Raw genomic sequence first — 25,365 nt, 5'->3', positions numbered from 1 at the left:
CAGAGAGATTATTGCGGAATAAGGACTTTGATTTGGAGCTGAACAGTGGTGAAGTTTCCCACTGAGCATTATTTCAAGAAGGGTTTAAACAAGGCTCAATGGGAACATTCTAAGAATCAATGGGATAATCCGAGGATACGGAAATAGAGCGTTATGTGTTAATCCGGGTATCTATATGTCATTGGCTGCGACTTCCAGTTTCTGTTCGTCAAAACCATAGGAACTCGCCCCAATCATGAGTATGTTGCCATCAGTATAGTAGTCATTCTTATCACTCATCACCTCAGCCTTAGCAAGCGGCACATTCGCGATACCTAGACTCGGATAAAGCGATTTTATTTGTTCTGCCAACCTATCGCGCTCTGCATCCACATTAGGATCAACCCGATGGAGAATGGTGACAATACCAGAGTACGGGGTCACTTTAAGACCATCATCGTAGCTGATTGCGCCCAACCACTTAGGTCGATTGCTATTATGATCAAGCCCTGCATTCCACCAACGAATATGGCTTCTTTTCATTAGATTTCCCGGCAGTTGAAAAGCCATATCTTGTGGCTTGTTTCGCCAATATAAATCCGACACTGGGGGCGTTTTCTCTTTCAACAATGCGAGATAACCTGTCCATTCAATCTCATTACGAGAGAAGGTTTGATTCTCTATCCAACCGAGCTGATTCATCAATTCACGCGGTGACTCCCCAACGTAAACAACATTAATCGCTTGCGCGTCATAGATCGGAGACAAGCCGGGGAATGCCTTATATGTCACTTGCTCAAGATCAATAGAAGCAACCTCTTCTGATGTTTGCTGAGTTAAAAAATCATCCGCTTTCCAGAAGAAGTGGGCGTAATTTGCATACAACACTGATGCTAACAACAAGGCACTCGATTTCAGCATCAGGTATCGCCATTTCATTCTATAGCCAATGATCGTAATAACTAAAACGGCAAATACGCCAAGTATTAAGCTTTGGTGTTCAACGAGGAATATCTTAACGCTATTAAGCAAAGGGAAGCTCTCGACGCCATGCGCCAATAACATGCCCCAAGCGATAAATTGTCCGCCGCCAAGAATGAGTCCAAACAAAGCTAATACACTAAAACTACGCCACGGTACACGATGCGAACCGGCAATGAATGGCACAACCCATGCAATAGGCCCTAACAGACGAGCGAATAATATGAGATAGGTGCCCTTACGAGCAATTAAGTATCGACAACGCGCAATCAACCTTTTGGTTTTAGGGCGGAACTTGATCAGTTTACGCTGTGCTTTCGCGCCGTATCGGTAGCCAATCAAATAACTCAACTGATCACCCAATAGGCCACCAAGCATCACAAACACCAGCGCAGACCAAGTACCTGAATACGCTTGGTAGCCTGCTGCGATAAAAAAGGGCTCACCGGGCACAAACAAGTTGGGGCCAATCAACGTATCACCTAATGCCCCTAAGAAAAGTCCTATTCCTTCAAACATTTCAACCCCAGCGCTTATTGCTCGTTATAATGTCCGAACTTGTATTTCATTTCATTATTACGCATCTCACCAGAGAAAAAACGTCGTACATTGGCTTTCAAATACGTCATACCCGTTTTCATGATCCCATCTTGATCAAGCCTTCTAGGGTCAAACCCAAAAGTCATGTTAAGAAAGCGAAAACGCCAAGTCTTGCTGGCTCTTTTCACGTAATCACAATCTTCACAAAGGACGATAGCTTCATCAAAGCCACCTATTTCTTGATGCACTCGTTTGGTCGAGAAAATACAAGCACCAACCGCTGTAGGGAAAAAGTATTGGGTCGTAAGCAAACCTGCGTTGAACAGCCCGTAACCTAATTTATGCACCAAAGGTAACCCCTTAGAACTCATGTACACGCCAGCTACTTCCAGCTTTCTTTCATCAAGTTCGTAGAGCGCTTTTGCTAAGAAGTTACGAGGCAAGCTAACATCGGCATCTAAAAATAGGATTCTCGAATGCTTAGCCAAAGAAGCGCCAGTGTTTCGGCCTAAACTCACACCACGCTCTTCCATATGATGCACGGTCAGCTCTGGCAAGGCGCTTTCATAAGCCTGAGCGACTTCTCTGGTGTTATCTTCACTATTGGAGTCGACGACAATTACTTCGAACTCTTGGTGGGTTTGCACACTCAACTCTTCCATCAAGCGCCCAATTCGTTTCTCTTCGTTTAGTGTAATAACGACAATGCTTACTGGTTCCATAACTTTACCTATTCATTCTGCTGTTTGATTAGCATTAAGAATAACTAACCAAGCCTTAACCAAGTCTTAGGCGAACATTCATTTTCCGTTCATTAACTTGATGATTTAGCAGCACTATAAATAGATAAGATTGGCAATCTAAAAGGAGATAAAATGGGGTAAATAAGAGTTAGTGAACGTTTTATCTCCAAACAAATCATTTATCGAAGGAAATTCACTTTGAGATGGGCTTCTGACTTGCTCAGATTTGAATGTGATGTTAGTATCCGCGCTCGCTTAAGCATGAACTCGTTTATGCATAAGCTTTACCACATACTCAAGGTCGCATTGAGGTGTGAAGTTAATTTTTACTAATTTGAGAGTAAAACTATGAAATTTGAAGCAGTAGTACGTACTGAACTAGGTAAAGGTGCGAGCCGCCGCCTACGTCACGCTGGTAAATTCCCAGCTGTAATCTACGGTGGCGAAGCAGCAGCTGTAGCTATCGAACTTGTTCACGCTGAAGTGATCAACCAAATGGATAAGCCTGAATTCTACGAAGCAATCACTCTACTGATTGACGGCGCAGAAGTTAAGGTTAAGCCGCAAGACGTTCAACGTCACGCGTTCAAGCCTAAAGTTGAGCACATGGACTTCATCCGTATCTAATTCCCTACCAAGGAATAAGATTGGATTAATCCAAGCCTTCTGCATAGAAAAGATAATCGATCTTACCAGTCGAGAAATCTAGAAATTCGAAACCCCGATGCTACCAACATCGGGGTTTCACCGTTTTTGAGCCCTCAAAAACGTCGTAAACATGTTATCGAATCCAAACTAAAGATAACTACCCACTCGCTCTACTTCTTTCAACGCAACGCAACCGGCAGTGATACCGACAGGCGCCGTATTAAGTGAATACCAAGCAATGCTGTCAGCTTCTTGTGCGATTATCTTCCCTTCCCATTGGGTCACAACAAAGTAATGAATCAACTGAAGCTCTTTCGTAGGATGGTAAAGCGAGCACAAGTATTTGTAATGAATGGGAACAACATTAAGCTCTTCATCGAGCTCACGAAACAACGCCTGTACCTGATTCTCACCACGCTCAATATGACCGCCAGGTATGGTAATCAAGCCGGGATCCGTTTCTTTAGATTCACTGCGTTTTTCCAATAATACTTGTGATTCGTTCAGCAAGATAAAAGAAACACTCTCATTTACATCCATCGAATTTTCCTTAGACCGTAATTTGGAGAATCAAACTTTCTTTACGACGACAGAGCCCGCTATGAAATCATGAATCGCTCTGCGTTTGTGATTAAAAAGCATAGAGATGAACTCTAAAAGAACCCAGCCAATCGCTACATAACCAACGAAAATAAAAGTTCGACCTTGTTCTAAACTTTCCCACGTTTGACCATAGAACGACAGTTGTGCATAAGCGTAAACTTGAAAAGGAATAAATATGATTGGAACAATATCTCTCATACAAGACTGTTTGAGAGTTAAGTTTCTGCTTTCAGATACATCGACCACTTTCACTCGAGTGACCATCTTACCGATCGTTTGCCCGTACTTGGCATGCATCCCCACATAGTAAGTGATCCCAATTAATGAATACGCAACTCCCCAAGCAAACACACCACCCGACTTTATCACGCCAGAAAGCACGTAATCGTCTATCCATTCCAACGGCAAAAATACGATTGAATCAACCAAGATAGCAAAGAAGCGTCTCCAAAAATTTGAATACTTATTGGCGTACATTTTTGTTCCTTAAGCAATTATCGGTAATAGAGCAGAGAATCTACAACACATCAGTATTTCTAACATTAAACTCGCAATGATTTATAAAACTAAAATCAATGTGAGATACACAGCACTTAAGCTACACGCATGGGATTTATAAAATATAAGTTACCTTAATCACAACATTCATTATTGAGCATTTAAATTACCACTAAAACAAGGATATTCCCTTTGATAAGAGTAACTTATAATGCATACTAGCGGCCTTTAAAAGAGGTGCTAAATGAAAAAGAACGGTTTTACACTTATTGAGCTTGTTGTCGTTATTGTGATCCTTGGAATACTCGCCGTCACTGCCGCTCCAAGGTTCCTCAACGTAAGTACCGATTCTCATATTGCAGTTGTTAAAGGCACTGGTGCTTCTTTTAAAACAGGGGTCGATCTTGCCTATTCAAAAAATTTAACCTCAAACGGTGGTGGTGCTTCCACGAATGTCCCTATCTATGATGACTCCGCGACTGGCCAGCTTGACTTCAATGAATGGGGATATCCAGCCCAGCAATGGCACTTACCTGAAGAATCTCCAAGATTAGATAACGCTGAAGACTGCATTTCGGTATGGGCCGCACTGCTCCTCGATCCACCTAGTGTTTCAAGTTTCAATTCACCTGAAGAAACCGACTACATTGCTGAATATGTACAGACGGATCAGTGTATCTATCATTATCGAGTCGTACCGGGAATTTCCATTGACTACAACTCAATGAATGGTGACGTCACTGTAGACGACGAGCCAGATAACTAAGCCTTAAATGTCGCTCTTTCAACATGCTTGGAGTTTACGGTTTATCTAAAGAAAAGTGCCACACATTAAGAATCAACACCACACGTTTAAGACAGGCTTGTTTTGGCGTAAACGAGCGTGCTGTCCAGATCTCCTGATGGCAAACGCCGAGCATTCGCAAAGCGATCTTCAAGTTGATATCCACATCGTTTAGCTACGGCCCGACTTTTCAAATTCGAGCCTGCCATTCTAATTTCGATTCGTTTCGCACCTTTTTGAATGAATGCATACTCTTCGATAATTCGGATGGCTTCACTCACATAACCAAAACCAGTTTGGGATGTTTGTAACCAATAGCCAATTTCAAAGTAAGGGACAGTACCGTCTCTGATCATAAAACCAATAGCCCCGATAAATGCCCCCGTTTTCTTTTCAATAATATTGAACCAGAATTCTCCAATAAAGTTGGCGAAATTATTGGTAGCATCTTGAATGTTAAGTTCGAGCTGATCCTTAGTTAGAGAGTCAGAAACCCAAGGTAAGAATTGGGAAAACTCAACCTTACACTCATTAATCACCTCAAACATCTCTTCGCTGTATTTTAATGATGGAGGGGTTAATTTGAGCCTTTCACTTTCCATTGCTATGCCTTTTTCCATTCAGAACGTAGAACCGCCAGCACAACTGTATCCCACCACTTCCCTTTAAAAAATCGGTGTTGATTGAAATACGCTTCTTGCCTCATTCCGAGCACCTTACACAATTTGATCGCAGCCAAGTTCTTACTGATGGTTTCCGCGTAAATTCGGTGTATCCCTAACTCTGAGAAACCGAAACTAGCTAGGGCTGTTGCTGCCTCTAAACTTAGCCCTGCTCCCTGAGCTTCCCTCGAGAAAGCACAGCCCATTGAAGCTTGTAGGTTGCCTTCAAGACGTAAACAAACGGTTCCAATAAACTTCCCTGAATCTTTGCTTTCAACCGCTAGCTGATAGGACTGTCGAGGAGCTTCTGAAGCCTGCTCAACAAACAGCTGGGTTAACTCTCGATATTTGTTAGGTTCGCAATCACTTTCATCATAGAAACGCTGATACTTAGCGTCTTGAGACATCGCAACAAAGGCACACTCGTCTTCGAGACTCATATCTCGAAGTATCAACCTGTCAGTTTCCAGCTTAAACATCAAAATTCCTTTTTATCTTATAGCCTTGAAGGGAAAAGTCTCGGAGGTGTTTACTCGTATACGTTCCCATTGTGTTTTAACCAACCGTGAGCATGACAGTTGTTAGGGTCTCTGTGAGTCCAGTGAATTACGCCACCTTTCTTGTTCCATTCATATTCGCCATAGAATTCAACTCGGTCACCTTTTCCCAATCCTTGAATACGAGGAGCTAGGTCAATATTGTGCGCGACTAACACGGTTTGTTTACTGTCCAATCGTAAGATGAATTTCTGATGTCTAGAACCTTTGTTATCGTCCGGAAGTATTCGAGAGACTGTACCAGAGCCACGAACTTGTACATCGCTTTGGTGACTCTCGTAAGCTTGTTTAAGACGAACATCATTAGCTTGAACATAACCAACGCCAAAGCAAAGCACTGCCAAAATTAGAGCAAAAAATTGTTTCATTCCTTTTATTCCTTTCGTTTCCATATTGATATATTCATTGGAATTACTGGTGAAATAAGGTCCTATTTAACGATGCTTGTATTGAGTAGGACAATACCCTCTCGACACATCTGAACGGCGAACTTTTGCGTGCTTGGTAGAACGACCAGAAACACGTGTACGCCACAATTTAAAACTGCCAAGCTTCAGATGGCTGCGCATGAAGCGAATCACTTCTGATTCATTCAAACCAAATTGCAGCTCTATGGCCTCAAACGGGGTTCGATCTTCCCACGCCATTTCTATAATTCTTGATTCGTTCTCTTTAGTTAGCTTCATTACATACTCATCCATTATAAACTGGGTAAAAGTACGCTAATTCTCACTTTTTAGATCAAAGTGTTATCGTTAAATTGAATACCAAATCACGCCAAAAAAGTGTGTATTTTCAGCTATTTTCTCTCCTGCCACTCGCAGCGCAACAACCCATATTTTACCGAGTCATAATACTCGCCTTGGTAATAACGAACTTTTCTGAGCCTCGCCTCTTGTTGAAAACCTAATTTCAAAGCCAGAGACATCATGCGAGGGTTACCTGACCAAGTGGTTAAGCCCACTCGTTCGATCTGCTTGCTTTCGAATAGGTAAGATACCCAAAGAGGAAGAGCCAATGCAGCAATGCCTTTACCCCAATACTCAGAGTTATAAATAACCACACCCGCTTCCAACCACCGTGTTTCTTCGCATTCCCAATAGCAACTGACAGTGCCAACAAGAACATCATCTACAACCACCAACTGTAAATCGAACCCATCGAGTAAGCGTTGAAACGAATGGCTTTCAAACTCGTCTAAGGATGGGGACGAATATGGGAAATAAGGGCCGTTAAACTTCATCCACTCATCGTTCGAGATAACCAAGGCATAAATGGCTTCTAGTTCACTTGGCATAGCGGGTCTAATAGATACTTGCATTTGCTTTCTTTGGTTTAGCTCTTGGTCTAGATTACAGAAGGATTGGTCTCAACCATAACAGCCATAAATAATGAAGTAACTAAATCGAATGACTACCAATCGAGCAACGAGGTAATCATGGGGTTAGGTAAGCTTGTGCGAACTCTCTAAGCACTCTCGCATTATTGTGATGTGCGTTATCTCCGCATTGCTGTCCGTTCACTTTAATTTCAGGGCTAGAGTAGACAGGAATAATATCACGCTCATAAGACATTACCGTGCCTCTCTCTGAACAAGTAGCACCGAATGAATATGCAGGAGCTTTCGGATACCTGCCAGCGATAAAATGATCGATACTCTCGTGATCTTTTAACACCTTTTTATAGTCGTGGTTAGCGCCACTCAAGTGACCAATTTCATGTTCCATTGTCGAGTCTGGGCAATTTATCGCCAAAAAGAAAAAACGAGATACCTGAGATGCGATACCACAATATCGAGACTCGAAAGCAGAATGATAATTAGAAAAGACTATCCCTGTAAAAATGGGGACACCGTCTTCTGTTGTTTCAGGAATCGGTTCTTCCATCGATAATTTTAATAACCTCTCTGCTGCGCTCAAATCTTGAAACCATAGGCTATCGATTACCGAGGTGTAGGTCACCTTGGTTACTTTTCTCGTCATAGGAATGCAGGAGTTTTTCAACACCAGATTCGAATAGCTTTCCCATGTCGCTATTTTAGAGGCAACAAATGCTTTGGAATATTCGGCTAACACCGATTCATCAACATAAAGGTGGATCTCTGTATTCAAAACCTCGCTCTGTACACAAGTAGGAAACTCGATGCTTTGAGCATGGCTCAATCGGCTAAAACTCGGCACTATAATCAAAACGTAACCAACTAACCGGATAAGTCTCGTTAAAAAACTCTTATTTACTCGCATGTTCACCGCCACCCTCTCCCTAAGTTCAAAGTCCTAAAGACCACTATAAATACCGTGACTTAAGATTCATAACGTTCACATTTGCCAACATCGTCGCTGGCGTATAAAAGTAACCTGCTCTATCTATGTTTTTCAGAAAATAAAAAAGCTCGCCAACGAGTGACGAGCTTTGATCATTACTGAACCTAACTGATTACGACACCTTGCTTACTAGGAAACTTGGTCACGTAACGTCAATTCGACATTTTTCAAAATTTTGAACTCTTCTCGAGTACAACCGCGAGCTACGGATACCCAATGATCACCGGTTTCGTCTGCCCCTTTAAATTCTGCACGCAACTCGTATTTTCGCCATGAGACAAAAGCTAAAATGAAAGTCAGCGCAAGCATAGGCAGGCCAAACTGGGGAACAAACGCCCAAGTCGCAGCAGAGAGCACCAGAGCCAATGAAACGATATTGATAGCGTTTTCTTTGAAGCCCAATTGACGAATTTCTAACTGTTTAATTTTACGCAAACTATAAACATCTTTCTTAACTCGTAGTTCATTAGAACTGACAAGGAAGTCCGTCTCTTTATATGGTTTACGAAATCGCATTAAATTCGCTAACCCGTTGCGTGTTTGGTTCTTATTCATCGCCTTTCTCCATGTTATTTAAAGGTTAGTAAAAATTAATATAATCATGAAGTTATTGATGAGCAGGGAATTTATAAATCAAACAAATATTAAAATCAAGCTTATGCAATTAATAACACTTATAACAACACAACTTTAGCATGCAATATTTCAATATAAAGAAGGTCCATTAGCGTATTTTTGCATCACAAATCAGTGTACTTTAGCCAAGCTGGTTACCAGCCAATAATTGACTCAATCCCACCCTCTGACAAGCCAAACGGCAGACATGATTCCTTCTGCTTTGTAACCACTTATTTCAACGAGATTTTTACAATGAATCTCGCGCTCTAGGAATGCTGAACCACCGTCACATAACGCTCTATCTTACATAATCAGCACAACCATAAACCCTCTTACTTATTGGATTTTTGAATACCAAAATCATTCAATTGAACATATCAACACAGCTTATCGATTAAGCAATTGATCTCATAATAAAGAGGTTGTACGCTTACATTATGCACACGGTTACCTAATGGAGATCACGATGAATGAACTACTGACATGCGCTATGGAACAGAAACAACGAACAACAGTGACGAGTTTATTTGCAAGGAATGGATTCAAGATCGCAGCCACTGATTTTGATGACGTGACTTTCGAGCGAGAAAGTGTATTGGTCAATGTTCGTTTTGATGCGTCTTCAAACGTTGAATCGATTTCAATTCTAAACAACTAACGAGATCACTAGCAGGACGCTAAAATGATTAAACGGCCAACATTCGAGTCATTTTAGCGTATCTTGCGACCCGTTCTTTTCTACGTCCCCACCCTCTTCTCTTCTCTTCTCTTCTCTTCTCTTCTCTTCTCTTCTCTTCTCTTCTCTTCTCTTCTCTTCTAAAAAGCCTATGAGTGACAATTAGGTCAATAACTCGCAATTCCATCAGCTTGGCTTATATTTATTAATACCCTTTGAACAAAAATTCGAAATAATGCCTATGTTCCTAACTCGGTTAATTTATGTCAGTACCCTTTCCGAATGTTGTGATTCCAAAGCATTGGAGGAGATACTCGCTATCTCGCGAGATCATAATCGGCAGAGCCATTTAACGGGGCTTCTCAGCCATAACCAAAAGTACTTTCTTCAATGTATTGAAGGTTCTAGAGAGGCAGTTAACCATACATACAATCACATCCTTAATGATGAGAGGCATGAGAAAGTGGCCATACTTTATTTTAAGGATATTGATTATAGAGAATTTGGGGATTGGTCGATGGGTGACATTCCACAGTCCAATTTAACCGAACTGTTGAATTTACAGTTTTCAACGTCTGATCAATTTAACCCGTACGAAATGTCTGGCGAAAGTGCTTATCGAATGCTTCTGGAGTTGAAACAGAATTTGCCGTCTGAGTAGATGCTTGCCCCTAGTTTGTCCATAGAACAAACATAGAAAAGCCCCAATGTATGGGGCTTTTTTGCAGTTAAATCTAGAGTGATCTAATCGTTAGTATTTTCTATTTGCTCTCAGTGTTAATCACTCCCTGCTCGCTGCCAACAAGAGCTTGCTGCTCTGCCGTAATATCAGACTCTTTAAACACAATAAAAGCACGGCGGTTTAACGCATCGGCTTTCTCTGTGCGCTCATTGATCGCAGGCTGTAGCTTACCAAACGATTTCACTTCCCAAATGAACTGCTTAGGGTCGAGTTTAGTTTTTAGGTATTCAACCACGGTTTCAGCACGACGCTCCGCCAGCTTCTCATTATAAGAAACCGAACCCGCTTGGTCGGTGTGCCCAGCCACCATAATACTGCCTTGCAAGCCACTCAGCTGAGCCGTGAAATCATCTAACTGAGTTAAGTCTTCTGGCTTAAGCACTGATTTATCAAAATCAAAGTGTGGCGTCATTGCCATGTACACCTTACGTTCGGGTTTTGGTGGCTCACAGAAAGGCATCTCTTCGTATTTCTGTGCTTCTTCAAACACGATAAATGCACGGCGGTTCTCCGCTCTGTCTTTATCAGTTTTACCCAACAACAGAGGTTGAGTCTCACCAAGGTGTTTCACTTCCCAATCGTAATTCGTTGGATCGAGGTGTGTTTTCAAATAGTCTGCGACGGATTTAGCGCGACGCTGTGAAAGACGTTGGTTATATTCCAATGAGCCTTTGTAGTCGGTGTGACCAACAATTGTGATACGTCCTTTTAGACCTCTGATCTCTTCTACAAAGGCATCTAAGTTGATCGCATCTAAGTCGCGTATTTTGTATTTATCAAACGCAAAATGCTCTGCGATAGCAACATGCACCTCACGTTCAGGTGCTAAACATTCACTGATTAAAAACTTAGACACATCTAAGCCGGCAAACTTGTCTCTGTTTTCCTGGCTCACGTAGGTGTCGGTTGCACAGCCAGCAAGAAGCAAAACGCTCATTACACCGCTGACTAGGCCAATTGTTATTTTCATCTTACTTTTAGTTCTCAACTTTCAACTCTCTACTTTCACCCTCTTGGGGGCTGGCTTAAATCTTACCGACTAAGTTAATGAACACGCCTGAAGCGTCATAATCATCATCGTTGGTTAAATCACTATCAAACGCAGAGAAGTTATAACCAATGCCCATTTTTAGGTTCTCACCAATGTGCTTGTTCACCGAAACTAACGCGCCGTGCTCTAACTCATCATTGAGTGTGTCGGTTTTCCAGTGATATTCACCCGTTACATCCCACTCTTTCATTACGCGGTAAGAAGCACTTAACCCGTATAGGTCGATATCGCTTTTAACCAACTCATTCGAACCAGACGCTCGTTCAAAAGCTTGCTGTTTGTCTTTATGTGCGTACTTAGTACCGACGTCCCAATGTTGGTCGATCGAATAGATCGCCTCTACTTCAATGATCTGGCTGGTTTCATCTTGATAATCGACATCGCGATCCAATTGATCGAAATCCGCAATGTAGGTGTAGCGACTCAGTAGGTTCAGTCGATCGTTATAGATCGGACGATACGCTAGTCCACCTGTGGCTTCCGTAAATTGAGCCATGGTTTCGCCCGTGGTTTCACTCTCTGTAATTGAATAGTTGTACTTGCCAAACAGCGTGTACTCTTCTGTTAAGTGGTGCGTGTAACGGTTGGTAGTTACGATTTGTTGCAGCTCACGTTGTGCTATCTCTGGGTCGTCTTCACTCTTATCCACTCGATATTCGAATTTATGACTTAGAGTGATGTCGTCCAGATCAATCGATGCATTGAAGCTGATGGCCTCACGCTCTGTGGTGATGTTCTCGTCATCTTCAATTTCACCAAGCTGATAACCGATGCCCATCTCGACATCTTCCGTCACGTCGTAACCAAAACCATACGAATCGATACGACCGTGACCATCGTTTTCATCAACGAATTGGTTCTCTTGGTAGAAATCGACACTGTTGGTGAGATCTGCACGCTGACCGACAATCACGTTGTTTTCACCTTCATAGTTGTCATCAACGTAGGTCACGTACGTGGAGTGGTCATCCGACACATCATAAGTCACCGTTGCTTCAGCAACTTGGCCGCGGTCGCCATCGGTATATTCACCGCCCAACGACAAGTCTTCCAGTATTTGGAATTCCGCACCAATCGATGCGCTATCGTTCTCGTCGTAGTCATCCGATTGAGAGACTGTGGTTTGTCCTTTGATGTAGACACTGTTGTCGCTGTCCCACATGTATTCCAAACGCACACCGGCTAAGGTCGCATCGCTTTGCTCATCGTTTTGGTTGAGCTCTTCGGTTTGTTGCCCCGCCGCAGACACCTTGATGTGCTCGGTGATTTTAACTTGAGTCTCGACCTCAATGGTTTCGGTGTCCGCTTCTAGATTGCCGTCGACATCGCGCTCTTCGTTTGTCGAAAAACGAGACAGCACCGCCAAACGATCGGTCGCTTGCAAGCGAAGCTCGGCACCGTAGGCTTCTTGTTCTAGGTCGTCGCTGCTACTCGCGTAGCTATATCCAGCGTCTTTGTCTCGATACCAAAGCTTCAGGTCATTGCCTACTGCACCAAAGATAGTTGGGGCAAGGTCATAAAGGCTTGTCACTGCAGTGATTTGAATGCTATCACCTTCACGATCTTCTAACGTGTCACCAATCGGCGTAAAGGTTAAACCACCATCGATAGAGACAAAATTCGACTCAGTTTGAGTGCCTTCACTGTGGGCAAACTCGGCCTTGATGTAAGTGCCTTCCGTCGCACGCAACGTTAAGTCAGTGCCGTAAGACTCGTAGTCTTGATTGTCTTTTTCTTGAGTCGCATACGTCACACCCACACCAACGTAATCGTTGAGCCAGCCTTTGGCACGACCACCGTAAGACATCGTATCCAGCGAGTCAGAACCTTGTGGGACATACTCATAATCGACAACCAGAAAGTTTTCGTAATCATCGCCGTTTTCAATCACGCTGCCGAAACTGTCAGACAAGATATTGTCGAGTGGCTTGGTCAGAATAATACGGCCTTGGTACGGGTCAAAGTCATAGTCGACACCCGGCTCAAGCGGGATTTCATTTTGTACTAGACCAGATTCATCTTTTACTTTTACGTAAACCTTATCGCTTCCCGGTACCGCTTCACCGTGGCGAAGGAAATACAGAGAACCGCCCGTACCTAAGAACTCATCGTGTGCATATAAGGAGTCAGCTTCTGCCGTAAAACCGACCACGTTCAAGCGGTCTTCACCGTATTGTGTGGTATCGCGAGTACGGTAATCGGCCTTGAAACCATAGAGGCTACGGTTGTAATCGTTGTTCTCGGTGCCTGTTAAACCCGTGTTGTAGTTACCCCACAAGTATTGAGACTTGTCGTATTCCACATTGAGGTAAACCTTACCCTTGGTGTTGACCACTTTTTCGATGTTCGAACTGTCACCATAGTTGCCATAATACAGTTCATCGTCGTCTTCAAGGATATCGAACACATCCGAATCGTTTGATGCGAAGGGATGTTTGAACATGTTTTTTATCTCACTCTCTCGAGTATCGAAGTGAGTGGTCACGCGAAGCTTGTCACCAAATTTACCCTGACCAAAGTAGGCTAAACGACCTTGGTTATAGATATCATCTTGGTACTGGTCATCGACACTCAATGCATCACTATTGCCAGACACATTGTTTTTACCAACATAAAGATCAGCCAAACCGGTTTGTGCGTAGTACGTATCTGGAATGCGAACGTACAGCTTGTAACGGCGTTCATCACCATTATCAAACACAACCTTGGTAGGGAAGATGTAAGAGTCTGTGGGTAAGTACTGCTCTGCGTATAAGTTACCGTCTTCGACATCAAATTCGTCTTCACCGATGATGACTTTATCAACGCCTTTCAAACCGGTACCAATGAACTTGGCTAAGCCCGCATTGGTCGGGATGTTGTGGCGCATCAGCTTAGCTTGGCCGTAGCTTTTGTCTTTGCTCTCTTCATCGTCGTTATCGTTGCGGTCAATATCGACTTCAGAGTCCGGCTTAACCAGATCTGTCACACCAACCGTGGTCACATCCATGTTGCCATCTTTGTCCCACGCCTTTAGGCGGAACATCAGCTGCTCACCAACCTCAAACTGATAATCAACATCGGTTTGGCCATCCCAGTTTATATCAGAATCGTTTGCCAGTTTGTCGCCACCAAGTACAGCGATGGGTTCAGACAAACCAAAGTCACCCACACGGTACACTTCCAATTGGTACTTTTTGATGTAATAGCCATAGTTGGTGGTGATGGTGAAACCGACACTGTCTCGCAGAGTGCCCTGCTCCACTTCCAACTCATCACTAACACTCACGTCAAGCACAGGGTCAAAGCGAGTGATGTCGCGACTTGCCCAAATAGCGCCTTGTTCAAGGTAAATACGCGAGCTGTCTTGGTCTTGGTTCGGTTTGGTTATTTCAATGCCAGTCGTCTCAGAACCGAGTTTTTCAAGCTTACCTGTGTCTTTCGCTACCGCCATCATCGGGATGGCAGTCAACACACACGTTGCTACACGAGACTTACTAAATACTTTCATACAATTTCCAGATACGGTTCCAATGGCTCACTTCTGTTCACTTTCTTGATCTTTACGATGAACGCTAAAGTTGAACTTAGTGAGCTTGTTCGGGGTAATTCGCAACACTTTCGGGTTTTCGCTCACCACTTCCATGGAGGTGGAGAGCGAATCAGTGTCCAACTTCACTAGGAAGTTCTTACCTTTCTTATTGAGTACCCATTGGTCGGGCACGTGGTAACGACCGTACTGGTCTGTGTAAATAACGATTCCCTCAACCGTCATCAACTTAACGCCCGGAATACCATCTTCGTAAATCCCTTTATTTTCGATAACGATTTCCCACAGGTAATCCTCGCCATCGCGATATAGGTTTCTGGTTACGTTGAGGTTTTCCGCGCTCAGTCCCTTCTTCTTATCAGATTCATGCTTTAACTGAATCTGACCTTCTGCATCAAACTCGATACGAGAACCCGAATCGGTCGTGACATAGAAGTCAAAGCTCTGCTGTGTGCGAGTTTTAAATTGAATAACCACTTTGCTGGTTTCTGGCAGTGTTCGGTTCACTGAGTGACCCCAAAGGTCGCCAAGGTCCAAGCCCTGCTCAAGCCCAGTGGTTATCGCACCATCTTGAACAGCAACGTCTTGACCATCACGGATGATATGTGTCGAGTCGGCGATGTAGCCTTGCGTTGCTAGGTTCGCAGTTAACTCAACATCAAAAGCGGTTGCGTCTGCTTGGAATCCATCCTTGTTGTGATCTTCAAAGACTTTGCCGATGATCGATGAGGTATCGAACACCTTGTCCGGTTCTACAGTCACTTTGGCGGTGTCTTCATTCGAAACAGTCGAGCCATCCACTTTCGCGACTGCAGTGTTAATGTAATCACCAAAAGTGGCTCCTACTGATACACGCAATAGATAACGAATACGCAGTTTCTCGCCCGGATCAAAGTTCAACGAAGTGAACATAAGCTTGCCAGTATCTGATGGCTCTTGAGAGATAACCTGATCATCTTCCGTACCAAACTCACCATCAATACCGCTCAACACGATTTCCGACGTGTCCACGATGTACTTCAAGCCACCTGGATAACGGTCTTCTACAGTGACGTTCTTAAAGTAAGATTCATTGTTGTTCTCAACGATGATCTCGTATTCAACCGCATCACCGACTTGTGCTGTATCTTGCAGCGCAGATTTCGTCAGCTCCAACTCACCAGAGTTATCAGGAATCTTCTTGATGTGGTTGGTTACACTGTCGCTGGTTTCAGTACCGTCAGATTCAGTCGCCGTAAAGGTATTGGTGATGTCGTCATCCAAACCTTTGCCTAATGTACCCACAACTTCAAACGCATAAGCATTTCGCTTTTGGGACTTCAGGTTAACGGTAGTGTCTAAGTCTTTACTCGACGGGAAGCTATGACGCTGAATCACCGCGCCTGTGTCATCGACTTCCGCGCCTTCAATCGTCCAATCAGTAAACACTTTGTTGCCAACGCTATTTTGCAGTTCGCTGATCTCATCAGTGAGTCGCACGTTCGCTGCGTTACCTAAACCATTGTTGGTTACTGCTAAGTAATAAGTGACACTGTCGTCGTCTTCGGTGTATTCAGGTTTGTCTGAACGCTTTTCGACAACCAGATCTGCACCCACTGGCGGTAGATCCAGAGCTGATACTTGGTCTGCCACTGCCTGCATCGAGGTTTCCGATGCCAACATGCCTTTAGATCGAGCACGCATCGCTGGGCTACCCGTTAAATCAAGGTAGTAACCAAGTACATCGATGTTGGTCAACATGTCTTCGTTGACGGTCAATGTGAAGGTGTAGTCAATCTTGCCGCCCGGCGCGATGTCCACCAAAGTGAATAAGTCTTTGTCATGATCAAACGTACCCGGTTGCGTTTCAGCCCCTTCCGACTTAGCGGTAAGTGTCCAACCATCAAAAGCATTGCTGCGAGAACCGTCGATGTAATCACCCATTGACTCAGAGAACTGGGTGTAAAGCGCAACATCTTTAGCGATGCCACGACCGATGTTTTGTACCACTAAGTGATACTCTACTTGGTCGCCCGGAACGTAATAAGGTGCGTCTGTATAGAGCTCGGCTTGAACAACCGCTGCAACAGTATTAACTGGAGGGCTAACCACATCGCCCCCGTCGACTTGCGCGGTATTCACAATACGTCCAGTCGCAGTATCGACTACCGTGCCTTTAGATCGGAATACAACCGTACCGTGCGGTGCAATATCCACACTGTATTCAATCGGGCTGATTTGTTCGGTCGTCGTTCCTACCGTGGTTGAATCAACAACTAAAGAAGTGGTTCCAGCAACAAAAGCAGGCCCAGTGGTGCCATCGTAATAGCTCACCTCTATCGTGCTCATATCATCGACAACACTTAGGTCACTGATGTAGTTGTTTGAGGTGTTCTCAATGGTAATCAAGAACTCCAGCTCACCACCCGGCTCATACTCAGTTTGTACGTTAGTTTTCGTCGCAACAAACTCAGAGTCTTTCGGCGTCATGACTACCGTTGAGTCTTGTGGTGTGCCGTTGTAAGTGATGGTTGCCGTGTTACTGATATCGCCAATCGCCGTAGTACGAATCAACGCCTTAACATGGAATGTCACGGTACTTTGTGGCGCAACATCCATGTTGACGTCGATGTCTTCACTCAACTCAAACGTCTTCGGCGTCACTACCGTACGGTCATCTGAAGCTTCAAAACTCACTTCCCACATCAGGAATGCCGACTCTTTTTTGTCTGCGGTAGTATCCACTTCAATATCACTGATGATGTCTTGCAGCTGAACGTCAGAGGCAAAAGCATCAGAACTATTGGTTACCGTTACCTCATAGTTAACCAGTTTGGTCACTTCATAAGATGGTGTGTCGACTGTCTTATCGACAGAAACCGTTGCCAGTACAGGAGTACTGATTGCCGAGTCATCTAAGGTTGTGCCATCAAAGGTCGCCGATGCCATATTGGTGATATCACCAGTCGCAAGTGCATTGGTCGTTACTTGAATCGTAAACACAATGCTGTCTTCCGGTGCGATATCGAGCGTCTCGTTGAGGTCTTCGCCGCTGGTTGCGTCTGGTACGGGCGTTTCACCTGTTGTCGAGACGGCTAATATTTGGATTGAAGCAGGATCAAAGGCTTGCTTCGTCTCACCACCAGCAATCGTGGTTTCAACCGATTTCAATGCATCTTCAATCGCAACGTCTTCAGCCCAACCTAAACCGTTATTTTTAACGGTCACGGTGTACTGAAGTGTTTCTCCCGGAAGGTACTCCGCTTTATCAACGTCTTTCGTGATCTCAACTTGTGCGCCTTCCGGAATGTAAGTCGCGTCTGCGGTGTATTCACCATCATCGCCAGCCACTTTAACAACGTTAGTGATCTCGCCTTTGGCTTTGTCATTCACGGTATTGGTAACAACAAACGAATAGCTATCACTGGGGTGAATGCTGTAAGTGGCGCTGTAACCTTGAGTGGTATTAGACACATCTTTGCGAGCATTCAATGTTGGATCGCCACTACCATCAAGCTGTTCATCGCTGATGATCCAGTTGTCGGTAAGGGCTTGCTCTTGATTTGGGCTGTTCGCCACTTCTGTCATGATGGTATCGATACGATCCGTCAGCACTTGATCCACAAGGTAACCTTCACCTGTGTTAGCCACGGTGATCTTATATGAGATTGGTTGTCCCGGTTGGTATTTGGCATCGGGTTCTGCAATTGGCGTCGTTTCTTTGGTTAGCACCAATTGACCCGACTTCGGAGTGATAAAGCCTTCTCGTAAGCGAGCGATCTTCGAATCATCCAAACCATGTCGTAGATATGCAGTATTGGTAAAGCGACCAATCGCATCATCACGAACCTTGCCTTCAACATGGATTCGAACAACCGTGTACTTGTCACCACCACCAGTACCCGCATCATCACGCCCTGCCATCTTGACTGACTCAGCAGGTAAATCGATGTCTGGGCTGCTTTGCCCGATTAGCTTGTCTAACTCTGAGAAATCATTCGCGTTAGGGTCAGATGGCGCAGAGTTGTATAAAACATCATAATCAAAAGTCCATTCCGTCAACGCTGTTTGCATTGAGCCGTCAACGGTTTCGACTTCAAAACCGCTGATGATGTCTCGGATTGAGAACAGACCAGTATCCACATCATCATTAGTGATGTCGATGTAGTAATTCACTGTTCCACCCGGCACGTACTCAGGCGTATCCGTCCATTTATCAATTAGGATATTCGAGCGGCCCGGATCAAGTACGATGTCGTTGGTGTTATCACCGTTCACTTGCGCCGTGTTGGTGATGGTTCCTGTCGCTGAAGTCGACACGGTTCCTTTCACGTCAAACACAATACGCTCACCAGGACGAAGATCGACGGTTGCATTCAATGGTACGCTACCGTTGTAGTTACCTTGCACGTCGTAAGTGCCAATAGGTTCAACCGCAATAGCCGTTGCCCAGCTAGAAAACGCATCATCGCCATCTTCGGTTTTTATGGTTTGGATAGCATCGATAACACGAACATCATTGGCAATACTATCGCCCGTGTTATCTAACGTAACTTGATATTCAACATCACCACGCGGTGCATAAGTACAGCTGCTGCCATCGTCTGAAGGAACTGAACAGCCAGTCGATTCACCATCGGTATATACCAAGGTTTTAAAGTAGTCGAGTTCAGCCGCTTGTGGTGGAATCGTTTCTGATTCCGCTGACTTACCTTCTGCCGTCACTCGGTTGGCTTCGATAGTACCTAAAGCGTCATCACGGATAACACCCGTTAAGTTGAACGTCAGTATTTCACCTGCGGCAATATCTGTCTCAATATTCAGGTTACTGTTTGGGTTATAGCTAGGAACATAAGTATCGGCGTTTGTATCAATACCATTGCTGATTTCGTTAGTGATATCGCCCGAAACAAAGGCAGATTCCATTGTTCCACCAATAACCTCAACTTGAATATCCTTTACCGTGTCTTTAATCTGAATGTCATTCGCCCAACCGTTTTCAGGGTTAGTGACCACGAATTCATACTCAACTTCGTCACCCGGCAGGTAGGTATCCCCATCATTGAACGGGTTACCGTTAATCGACACTACGCGTTTTTCAACGCTGATATTATTGCTAAGAGGCATTAGAGTCGCAGTGCGGACCATACCGTCATAAGTCGCTTTATTTTGAATGTCACCCAATGCATCTTTACGAATTTGAGCATGAATAGTGAACGTTAGGCTTTCTTGAGGCGCGATAACAATTTCGTTATCAATATCGATGTTATTGCCCGGTAAAAAGTCAATCGCGTCGGTAATAGAGCCGGTCGCAGCCGTTTTATCTAAGCTAACTTCCCAGCCAGCCAAGAACGGTTGTCCGACAGGGTCACCACCTGAAGTGGTACTGTCTTCTGCAATACGAGTTTGAATTTCCGAAATCGCATCTTCTAGGCGAGAACCATATTCAATACCACCACCCGCATTCTTAATCTCAACGCGGTAATAAAGCTCACTCTCACCAGAAGCTTGAGAATATTCAGTTTTTTGCGAAGAGAAGCCTGCATCATAAAACGCTTTTTTAGAGAACGTGACTTCAGGATCCGCCATCGTTGATGGTGGTGATACCGCGATCAACTTATTACCATTGCCTTCATCAATGAAAGCTTTGTTGGTAAAAGAACCCACCGCTTTCGGACTGATCTTGGCTTTTATGACATAACGGACAAACGCTGCCGATGCAGCTCGACCAAAGTTGTCTGCCGAGATATCGAAGTGAGTATCAATCGGCTTATTGTCTTGAATCGAATTATCAACATCTGGGTTAGAAACCCCTGAGCTATCTGAAGACGTTTCAATCGTCCAACTATCAAATGCAGGGCCACGCGTTCCATCAAAGTATTGAGTGTTAATTTGGTCGATGTCATCACGCAAGCTCATATCATCAACGTGCGCCGATGCGATGTTCTCGATTAAGACTTCATATTCGACGTAGCCACCTGGCATGTAATTGGTTGCACCAACCAACTCATTGCCATCAGTGTCATAATACGCCAGAATGTTTTTTTCAAAATCGACTTTACGAGCTTCTTGCTGAATATCGTGAGAAATAGTATCGCCATCAACGGTTAAAACGTTAACAATGTTTCCATTGGCTTTATCATTAATGGTTGCAACCACTTGGTACTCAAGCGTTGCTCCCATTGGAATATCGGCATCTTCGTTTAGGTTGCTGTCTGTTGATGTATAAACCTTACCCGCACCCGCACCTGCATCGACATACTCAGAATCAGTGCCCGTTGCGATAGAGGTAATTGTCCATGTTGAATACGCAGGCCCAGTTGTACCGTCTACGAGATCAACTGTAATATCTTTGAGGTTATCTACAATTGGAATGTCGTGAGCATTACCTTTACCGTCATTCTCCATCACTAAGTGATAGGTCACGGTTTGAGCTGGCTCGTACACCACTTCATCGGTCGTTTTATCAAAATCTAAATGGTAGTCATCAGGAATCACTACAGTATCTCGATAATGAATATCACCGACCGCATCCGGTCTTACTGTACCTGTTACTGTGTAAGTCACGTCTTCGCCAGCATCGATATCAATCGAAGTCACAATGTCAGTGTCGTTCGCAACATCACCGTCTTTCGTGCCATCGGTTGTGCCTGCGTTTGCAGGGTCACGCTTAGCTACCGTGACCGTAAACTTATTTTCGCCTACTGAATCGTCGAAAAATGGATTAGCTGAATTACCATCTTGTAACTCAACAGAGATATCATTGATCAGTTCATTGACGTCAATGTTGTTGCGATAACCGTGCCCATCTTGAGAGTTGTATTTGATGGTGTAAGTCAGTTCATCGCCCGGAGAATAACGTTTGATATTGGTTGTGCGAACTACCGTACCGTTGTTGTGAACTTGATGGTTTTCAGCAACGGCACGTTTCGCATATTCGCAATCTTCAGTACAACCAGCATTATCAGTATGAATCAACACCGCTTCATTTCGGATAATACCGCCGTCTCTATCTGCGACGCCATTCGATACCGCATTGTCTTTTACGTGCGCTTTAATACGCACCGTGACAAAGCTTTTCGCGGGAATTGAAACTGGGAACTCCACATCTTCAGTCGTTTGAGGGCCGAAACCAGAGCCAGTATCAACAGACCAATAATCAAACGGGTTTTGATTAAGAACATCTTCTACTTCACCATCTTTATCATTCGCTAGCGTAGTAGTGATCTCACTCAGGCGATCCATGAAGATAAGATCGGTCTCATCAGTGTCACTGTTATTGCCAATAACGATGGTATAGGTGAGATCTTCACCCGGCGTGTAACGGACAACATCGGTCGTTTTGGCTAGTGAAACATTGATGTCATAGGTACTGTGTGAGTTATCTATTTGAGCGGAAGAGCTGTGGTCACGGTCTGTAATAGGATCGTAAACATCAACACGGTTCGATACTTGTTCTTCTTCGTAATCAGACTTAACCACACCACTCACCTCGTAGTGCACCCACCCTCCGGGAGTGATATCAACATCGGTATTGATGTCAGTATCGTTAGCAATGTCCCCGTAACGAGAACCCGGCTTATCGGTGTTGGTCGAACCTACAATTGTCCAGCTATTAAAGAAATTAAGTGCTGAAATACTATCTTGTACCGTTGCGTCATTTGCGTAGCCGATGCCGCGGTTATAGATATAAATATCGAACGTAGCGCGCTCACCTACAACAAAGTCGGTATTTTGAGCGGTCTTAGCGACCACAAGATTCGGTTCACTAGGATAAGTACGTACCGTATCCGATAGATTAGTATCTGGTCCCGTCACTGTTGCGGTATTAGTGAACGCTCCCCAAATAATTTCACTGTCGACACTGCGATCGAGTGTCCCAACAATGGTATAGGTAATCGTAGCTCCTGGCGGGATCTGAGCAGTGGCATCCAGATCATTGTTATCCGAGAACGACCCAGGGTCAGTCACGGCTTTCACCCACGGAGAGTTTGCTTCTCTTTCTGCACTGATCGTCCACGATGAGAACACGGGCTTGGTTTCACCCAGCTCGTGAAGTAACTCAGCTTCTATGGTGCTGATTTCGTCTTTGACATTGATGTTAGAGGCGAAACCGTTCCCTTCTGGGTTGGTAATGCTGATCGTATAAGTGACAGTATTGGTGGTGTCGGTGTAAGCATTTTGCTCATTGTGACCGTCGACACGCTTATCCAAAATGAGATAATAGTCTCGTGGATAAGCGCCTCTATCAGAGTAAAGTACGCTATCCACCGTTACTTGATTTCGAATCTCATCATCGGCAATCGGGTTTACCACCGCTGCAATGCTATAGATGATTTTGTCATGTGGGGCTAGCTTCGCCTTCACATCTAAGATGTTCTTATTGCTCTGATTACCTTCGATTTCTCCGCTGAAGCCGGGATCACTGTTTATAGAGACTAAGTCATCAGAGCCATAAGATTTCGCCGTCACAACCCAGCTCAAATACGCTTTAGTCGGTGTATCATTAATAGACTGAGTCATGACAGAGACTAAATCATCATAAACCGGTACATCAATCGCGTAGCCGTCACCGTTATTCTCTACCGTGATGTCGTAGTTCAGGGTACCGCCAGCTGAGTAGTAGCGAGAATCCACTTCCTTTTGGACTTTTAATTTCGAGTTTGGCATTTGCACACCAGAACCTGACTCGCCTAAGTTATCCCCTAAGCACAAGCCAGCATCGGTACCATCGTCAACAATCTGACCCACACTGGTGTCTGCCACTTTTGCGGTCAGCTTATAATGAACGTAGCCTTCAGGTGCGAGGTCGACTTTCAAATTGATGTCATTTGTTGTCCAAGTATTGTAATTAAATGAACCATAATTCGATCCATCACCACCTCTATCGGCGACTTCAAGCTTCCACTCGGAAAATGCTGAAGCGTTAGAGCCATCCACTTGCTCTGTCACGATACAAGCAAATTTATCGATAACTTCAATATCGTTGGCGAAAAACTCTGTGTCTTTGTTAGAAATAATGATGTCATAGACCACTTCGTTATCACCGGCTACCCCCGGAACATAAGTAGTATCTATGGTGTTCTTATTACGCGTAATTTGACTTGATGACGTCATCAGAACGTCTTTCGAATCGAGAATATTAGCCAAAGCATCGCCAGAGTCAGCGAGTCCATCAGCATCAACCACTCGGGCAACAACTTGGGGAATTTGACCAATAGACACAGGGCTCACGTCCACCACAACGGAATAAACAATCTGCTCCCCGGGATAGATAGACACTTTGTCTTCTAGTGACGTGTTCGACTCATTTCCAGATACATTAAGTTCAGAAAAACTATTAGAGCCAATCGAGGTCACTTCGTTAGTCCAAAAGTCGTATGGGTTACCCACCGTGTCAGTTGCGTTCTTTTCGTTGCTGACATCGTTACCTAGATCGGTTTCAAGATCCGAAAGAAACTGCTGAACAGAATAATGGTAAGCAATACCGGAGTTGGCTTGGTTGGCAACCGTGACCGTATAGGAAAACTCATCATCGACTAGGTAATTATCCGATTGGTTCAAGGTATGTGTCAGGGTGATATTAGGCTCAGAGGGTGGAGTGATAACCTCATCAACTGTGACCAAGTCATCGCGTGTTTCAGCGGTTATGTCGTCATTAACAATGTCGCCGACTAAATTGTCGGCCACGGTCGCTTGAATTTCATAAGTCACAGACCCGCCTATATCAATCGACGCATCACTTACTGATAAGTCCCCTGATTCGGCGAAGGTACCAGGATCGCTTTTACTGCCTTCAACCTTGGTGGCTGAGTTAACATTGTCAGTAAAGGCTTGTTGTAAAGCCCCTTCAATATTGAGTGCCTTTATGTCTGAAATGACATCTTGAAGGTCGAGCGTCTGAATAAACGTATCGCCAGTGTTCGAAACCTTAATCTTATAGGTAAGTTTGTTATTGATTTGATAGTTCGTCTTATCGACCGAAACAACAACATCATGTTGGTACACACCACGCTGAATTGATTCTGTATTTGATTCAACAGCATCCAAAAGTCCAGTGCTCGCACTTGAAACATTATCAATCGTACCAGCTGCGTCAGCGGAAACGGTGGCGGCCATGGTATAGGTCACCGAGCCACCAGCCGCAATACGTACACCTGATGCGTCTAAGTTTCCGAAGCGACTGTAATCACCTGGAGATGAAAGGAAGGAGGATTGTGCTTGAATCGAGACTTGCGAGAACGCGTTGACATTACTCCCTTGACCATCTGTCGTTAAGATATTTAACAGCTCATCTTTAACGTCCAACTCAGCGATAGCTTTATCCGACTCATTCGTTAAAACAAGCGTATAAGCCACCTCTTGGTCGTTGTCGTAAAAGGCACTTTCAACAGACAAGTCCATAGCAAGACCCGTTGTATCCGCATAGGTGACAAATGGAAACAATAGAA

General features: G+C 44.3%; 18 protein-coding genes. 4 read left to right on the top strand and 14 right to left on the bottom strand.

The genetic code is table 11. The annotated features are described in order from the left end of the window. Positions 1 to 171: 171 nt before the first annotated feature. Both QWZ07_RS11595 and QWZ07_RS11590 read right to left on the bottom strand, forming a co-directional pair. Positions 172 to 1,479, bottom strand: a complete 1,308-nt coding sequence (locus QWZ07_RS11595) for an LssY C-terminal domain-containing protein (protein WP_192854219.1) — start codon at positions 1,477 to 1,479, stop codon at positions 172 to 174. Positions 1,480 to 1,493: 14 nt separating this feature from the next. Beyond that, entirely contained in the window at positions 1,494 to 2,222 is a 729-nt protein-coding gene (locus tag QWZ07_RS11590) for a glycosyltransferase family 2 protein (protein WP_065103768.1), read from the bottom strand. Between the two features lie 369 nt (positions 2,223 to 2,591). Here QWZ07_RS11590 and rplY point away from each other — a divergent pair, with 369 nt between their 5' ends. Next, positions 2,592 to 2,870 (top strand): 50S ribosomal protein L25, encoded by a 279-nt coding sequence (gene rplY, locus QWZ07_RS11585; protein ID WP_017079048.1) that lies wholly within the window; start codon positions 2,592 to 2,594, stop codon positions 2,868 to 2,870. A 168-nt stretch (positions 2,871 to 3,038) separates the two neighbouring features. On the opposite strand, the gene QWZ07_RS11580 is transcribed toward rplY, so the two are convergent. Continuing rightward, positions 3,039 to 3,431: an NUDIX hydrolase gene (locus QWZ07_RS11580; RefSeq protein ID WP_192854218.1), complete on the bottom strand. Its 393-nt coding sequence runs from the start codon at positions 3,429 to 3,431 to the stop codon at positions 3,039 to 3,041. A 30-nt stretch (positions 3,432 to 3,461) separates the two neighbouring features. After that, positions 3,462 to 3,971: an RDD family protein gene (locus QWZ07_RS11575; RefSeq protein WP_192854217.1), complete on the bottom strand. Its 510-nt coding sequence runs from the start codon at positions 3,969 to 3,971 to the stop codon at positions 3,462 to 3,464. 265 nt (positions 3,972 to 4,236) lie between these two features. Here QWZ07_RS11575 and QWZ07_RS11570 point away from each other — a divergent pair, with 265 nt between their 5' ends. Next, entirely contained in the window at positions 4,237 to 4,758 is a 522-nt protein-coding gene (locus tag QWZ07_RS11570; RefSeq protein WP_102307995.1) for a type II secretion system protein, read from the top strand. Positions 4,759 to 4,844: 86 nt separating this feature from the next. On the opposite strand, the gene QWZ07_RS11565 is transcribed toward QWZ07_RS11570, so the two are convergent. The 7 genes from QWZ07_RS11565 to QWZ07_RS11535 all read right to left on the bottom strand — a co-directional run bounded on the left by QWZ07_RS11565 (position 4,845) and on the right by QWZ07_RS11535 (position 8,874). Next, positions 4,845 to 5,378 carry a GNAT family N-acetyltransferase gene (locus tag QWZ07_RS11565; RefSeq protein WP_102307996.1) on the bottom strand — a complete coding sequence of 178 codons (534 nt, stop codon included), beginning with the start codon at positions 5,376 to 5,378 and terminating at the stop codon, positions 4,845 to 4,847. Between the two features lie 2 nt (positions 5,379 to 5,380). Further along, on the bottom strand, positions 5,381 to 5,917 hold the full coding sequence (locus QWZ07_RS11560; RefSeq protein ID WP_192854216.1) for a GNAT family N-acetyltransferase: 537 nt from the start codon (positions 5,915 to 5,917) through the stop codon (positions 5,381 to 5,383). 50 nt (positions 5,918 to 5,967) lie between these two features. Further along, positions 5,968 to 6,363, bottom strand: coding sequence for a DUF3465 domain-containing protein (locus QWZ07_RS11555; protein WP_192854215.1), 396 nt, complete (start codon positions 6,361 to 6,363; stop codon positions 5,968 to 5,970). Between the two features lie 66 nt (positions 6,364 to 6,429). Further along, a complete protein-coding gene (locus QWZ07_RS11550) occupies positions 6,430 to 6,681 on the bottom strand; it encodes a TIGR03643 family protein (RefSeq protein WP_065103772.1) in 252 nt (83 codons plus the stop codon). 113 nt (positions 6,682 to 6,794) lie between these two features. Then, a complete protein-coding gene (locus QWZ07_RS11545) occupies positions 6,795 to 7,316 on the bottom strand; it encodes a GNAT family N-acetyltransferase (RefSeq protein ID WP_192854214.1) in 522 nt (173 codons plus the stop codon). Positions 7,317 to 7,431: 115 nt separating this feature from the next. Further along, positions 7,432 to 8,244: a hypothetical protein gene (locus QWZ07_RS11540; protein WP_192854213.1), complete on the bottom strand. Its 813-nt coding sequence runs from the start codon at positions 8,242 to 8,244 to the stop codon at positions 7,432 to 7,434. A gap of 204 nt (positions 8,245 to 8,448) precedes the next feature. Beyond that, positions 8,449 to 8,874 (bottom strand): hypothetical protein, encoded by a 426-nt coding sequence (locus QWZ07_RS11535; protein WP_076671467.1) that lies wholly within the window; start codon positions 8,872 to 8,874, stop codon positions 8,449 to 8,451. A gap of 529 nt (positions 8,875 to 9,403) precedes the next feature. Here QWZ07_RS11535 and QWZ07_RS11530 point away from each other — a divergent pair. Both QWZ07_RS11530 and QWZ07_RS11525 read left to right on the top strand, forming a co-directional pair. After that, positions 9,404 to 9,595, top strand: a complete 192-nt coding sequence (locus tag QWZ07_RS11530) for a hypothetical protein (protein WP_004734640.1) — start codon at positions 9,404 to 9,406, stop codon at positions 9,593 to 9,595. Between the two features lie 259 nt (positions 9,596 to 9,854). Continuing rightward, positions 9,855 to 10,274: a BLUF domain-containing protein gene (locus tag QWZ07_RS11525; protein WP_102558719.1), complete on the top strand. Its 420-nt coding sequence runs from the start codon at positions 9,855 to 9,857 to the stop codon at positions 10,272 to 10,274. Positions 10,275 to 10,374: 100 nt separating this feature from the next. Here QWZ07_RS11525 and QWZ07_RS11520 read toward each other — a convergent pair whose 3' ends face one another. The 3 genes from QWZ07_RS11520 to QWZ07_RS11510 are packed head-to-tail and all read right to left on the bottom strand — an operon-like array spanning position 10,375 to position 25,318. Continuing rightward, entirely contained in the window at positions 10,375 to 11,325 is a 951-nt protein-coding gene (locus QWZ07_RS11520; protein WP_192854212.1) for an OmpA family protein, read from the bottom strand. A gap of 55 nt (positions 11,326 to 11,380) precedes the next feature. Further along, positions 11,381 to 14,896 (bottom strand): hypothetical protein, encoded by a 3,516-nt coding sequence (locus tag QWZ07_RS11515; RefSeq protein ID WP_192854211.1) that lies wholly within the window; start codon positions 14,894 to 14,896, stop codon positions 11,381 to 11,383. Between the two features lie 27 nt (positions 14,897 to 14,923). Beyond that, positions 14,924 to 25,318, bottom strand: coding sequence for a DUF11 domain-containing protein (locus QWZ07_RS11510; protein WP_192854223.1), 10,395 nt, complete (start codon positions 25,316 to 25,318; stop codon positions 14,924 to 14,926). Positions 25,319 to 25,365 lie beyond the last annotated feature (47 nt).

The sequence above is a fragment of the Vibrio lentus genome (genome assembly GCF_030409755.1).
In the GTDB taxonomy this organism is placed as follows: domain Bacteria; phylum Pseudomonadota; class Gammaproteobacteria; order Enterobacterales; family Vibrionaceae; genus Vibrio; species Vibrio lentus.
The sequence above is the reverse complement of the archived record's forward strand: the minus strand, read 5'-3'. Positions and strand labels throughout refer to the sequence as shown.

Excerpts from the sequence above, each read along its gene's own strand:
- QWZ07_RS11530 (WP_004734640.1), top strand. The coding sequence starts at position 9,404 with ATGAATGAACTACTGACATGCGCTATGGAACAGAAACAACGAACAACA.
- QWZ07_RS11565 (WP_102307996.1), bottom strand. The coding sequence starts at position 5,378 with ATGGAAAGTGAAAGGCTCAAATTAACCCCTCCATCATTAAAATACAGC.
- QWZ07_RS11535 (WP_076671467.1), bottom strand. The coding sequence starts at position 8,874 with ATGAATAAGAACCAAACACGCAACGGGTTAGCGAATTTAATGCGATTT.
- QWZ07_RS11520 (WP_192854212.1), bottom strand. The coding sequence starts at position 11,325 with ATGAAAATAACAATTGGCCTAGTCAGCGGTGTAATGAGCGTTTTGCTT.
- QWZ07_RS11545 (WP_192854214.1), bottom strand. The coding sequence starts at position 7,316 with ATGCAAGTATCTATTAGACCCGCTATGCCAAGTGAACTAGAAGCCATT.
- QWZ07_RS11595 (WP_192854219.1), bottom strand. The coding sequence starts at position 1,479 with ATGTTTGAAGGAATAGGACTTTTCTTAGGGGCATTAGGTGATACGTTG.
- QWZ07_RS11570 (WP_102307995.1), top strand. The coding sequence starts at position 4,237 with ATGAAAAAGAACGGTTTTACACTTATTGAGCTTGTTGTCGTTATTGTG.
- QWZ07_RS11550 (WP_065103772.1), bottom strand. The coding sequence starts at position 6,681 with ATGAAGCTAACTAAAGAGAACGAATCAAGAATTATAGAAATGGCGTGG.
- QWZ07_RS11575 (WP_192854217.1), bottom strand. The coding sequence starts at position 3,971 with ATGTACGCCAATAAGTATTCAAATTTTTGGAGACGCTTCTTTGCTATC.
- QWZ07_RS11510 (WP_192854223.1), bottom strand. The coding sequence starts at position 25,318 with ATGGACTTGTCTGTTGAAAGTGCCTTTTACGACAACGACCAAGAGGTG.
- QWZ07_RS11555 (WP_192854215.1), bottom strand. The coding sequence starts at position 6,363 with ATGAAACAATTTTTTGCTCTAATTTTGGCAGTGCTTTGCTTTGGCGTT.
- QWZ07_RS11515 (WP_192854211.1), bottom strand. The coding sequence starts at position 14,896 with ATGAAAGTATTTAGTAAGTCTCGTGTAGCAACGTGTGTGTTGACTGCC.
- QWZ07_RS11580 (WP_192854218.1), bottom strand. The coding sequence starts at position 3,431 with ATGGATGTAAATGAGAGTGTTTCTTTTATCTTGCTGAACGAATCACAA.
- QWZ07_RS11590 (WP_065103768.1), bottom strand. The coding sequence starts at position 2,222 with ATGGAACCAGTAAGCATTGTCGTTATTACACTAAACGAAGAGAAACGA.
- QWZ07_RS11525 (WP_102558719.1), top strand. The coding sequence starts at position 9,855 with ATGTTCCTAACTCGGTTAATTTATGTCAGTACCCTTTCCGAATGTTGT.
- rplY (WP_017079048.1), top strand. The coding sequence starts at position 2,592 with ATGAAATTTGAAGCAGTAGTACGTACTGAACTAGGTAAAGGTGCGAGC.
- QWZ07_RS11560 (WP_192854216.1), bottom strand. The coding sequence starts at position 5,917 with ATGTTTAAGCTGGAAACTGACAGGTTGATACTTCGAGATATGAGTCTC.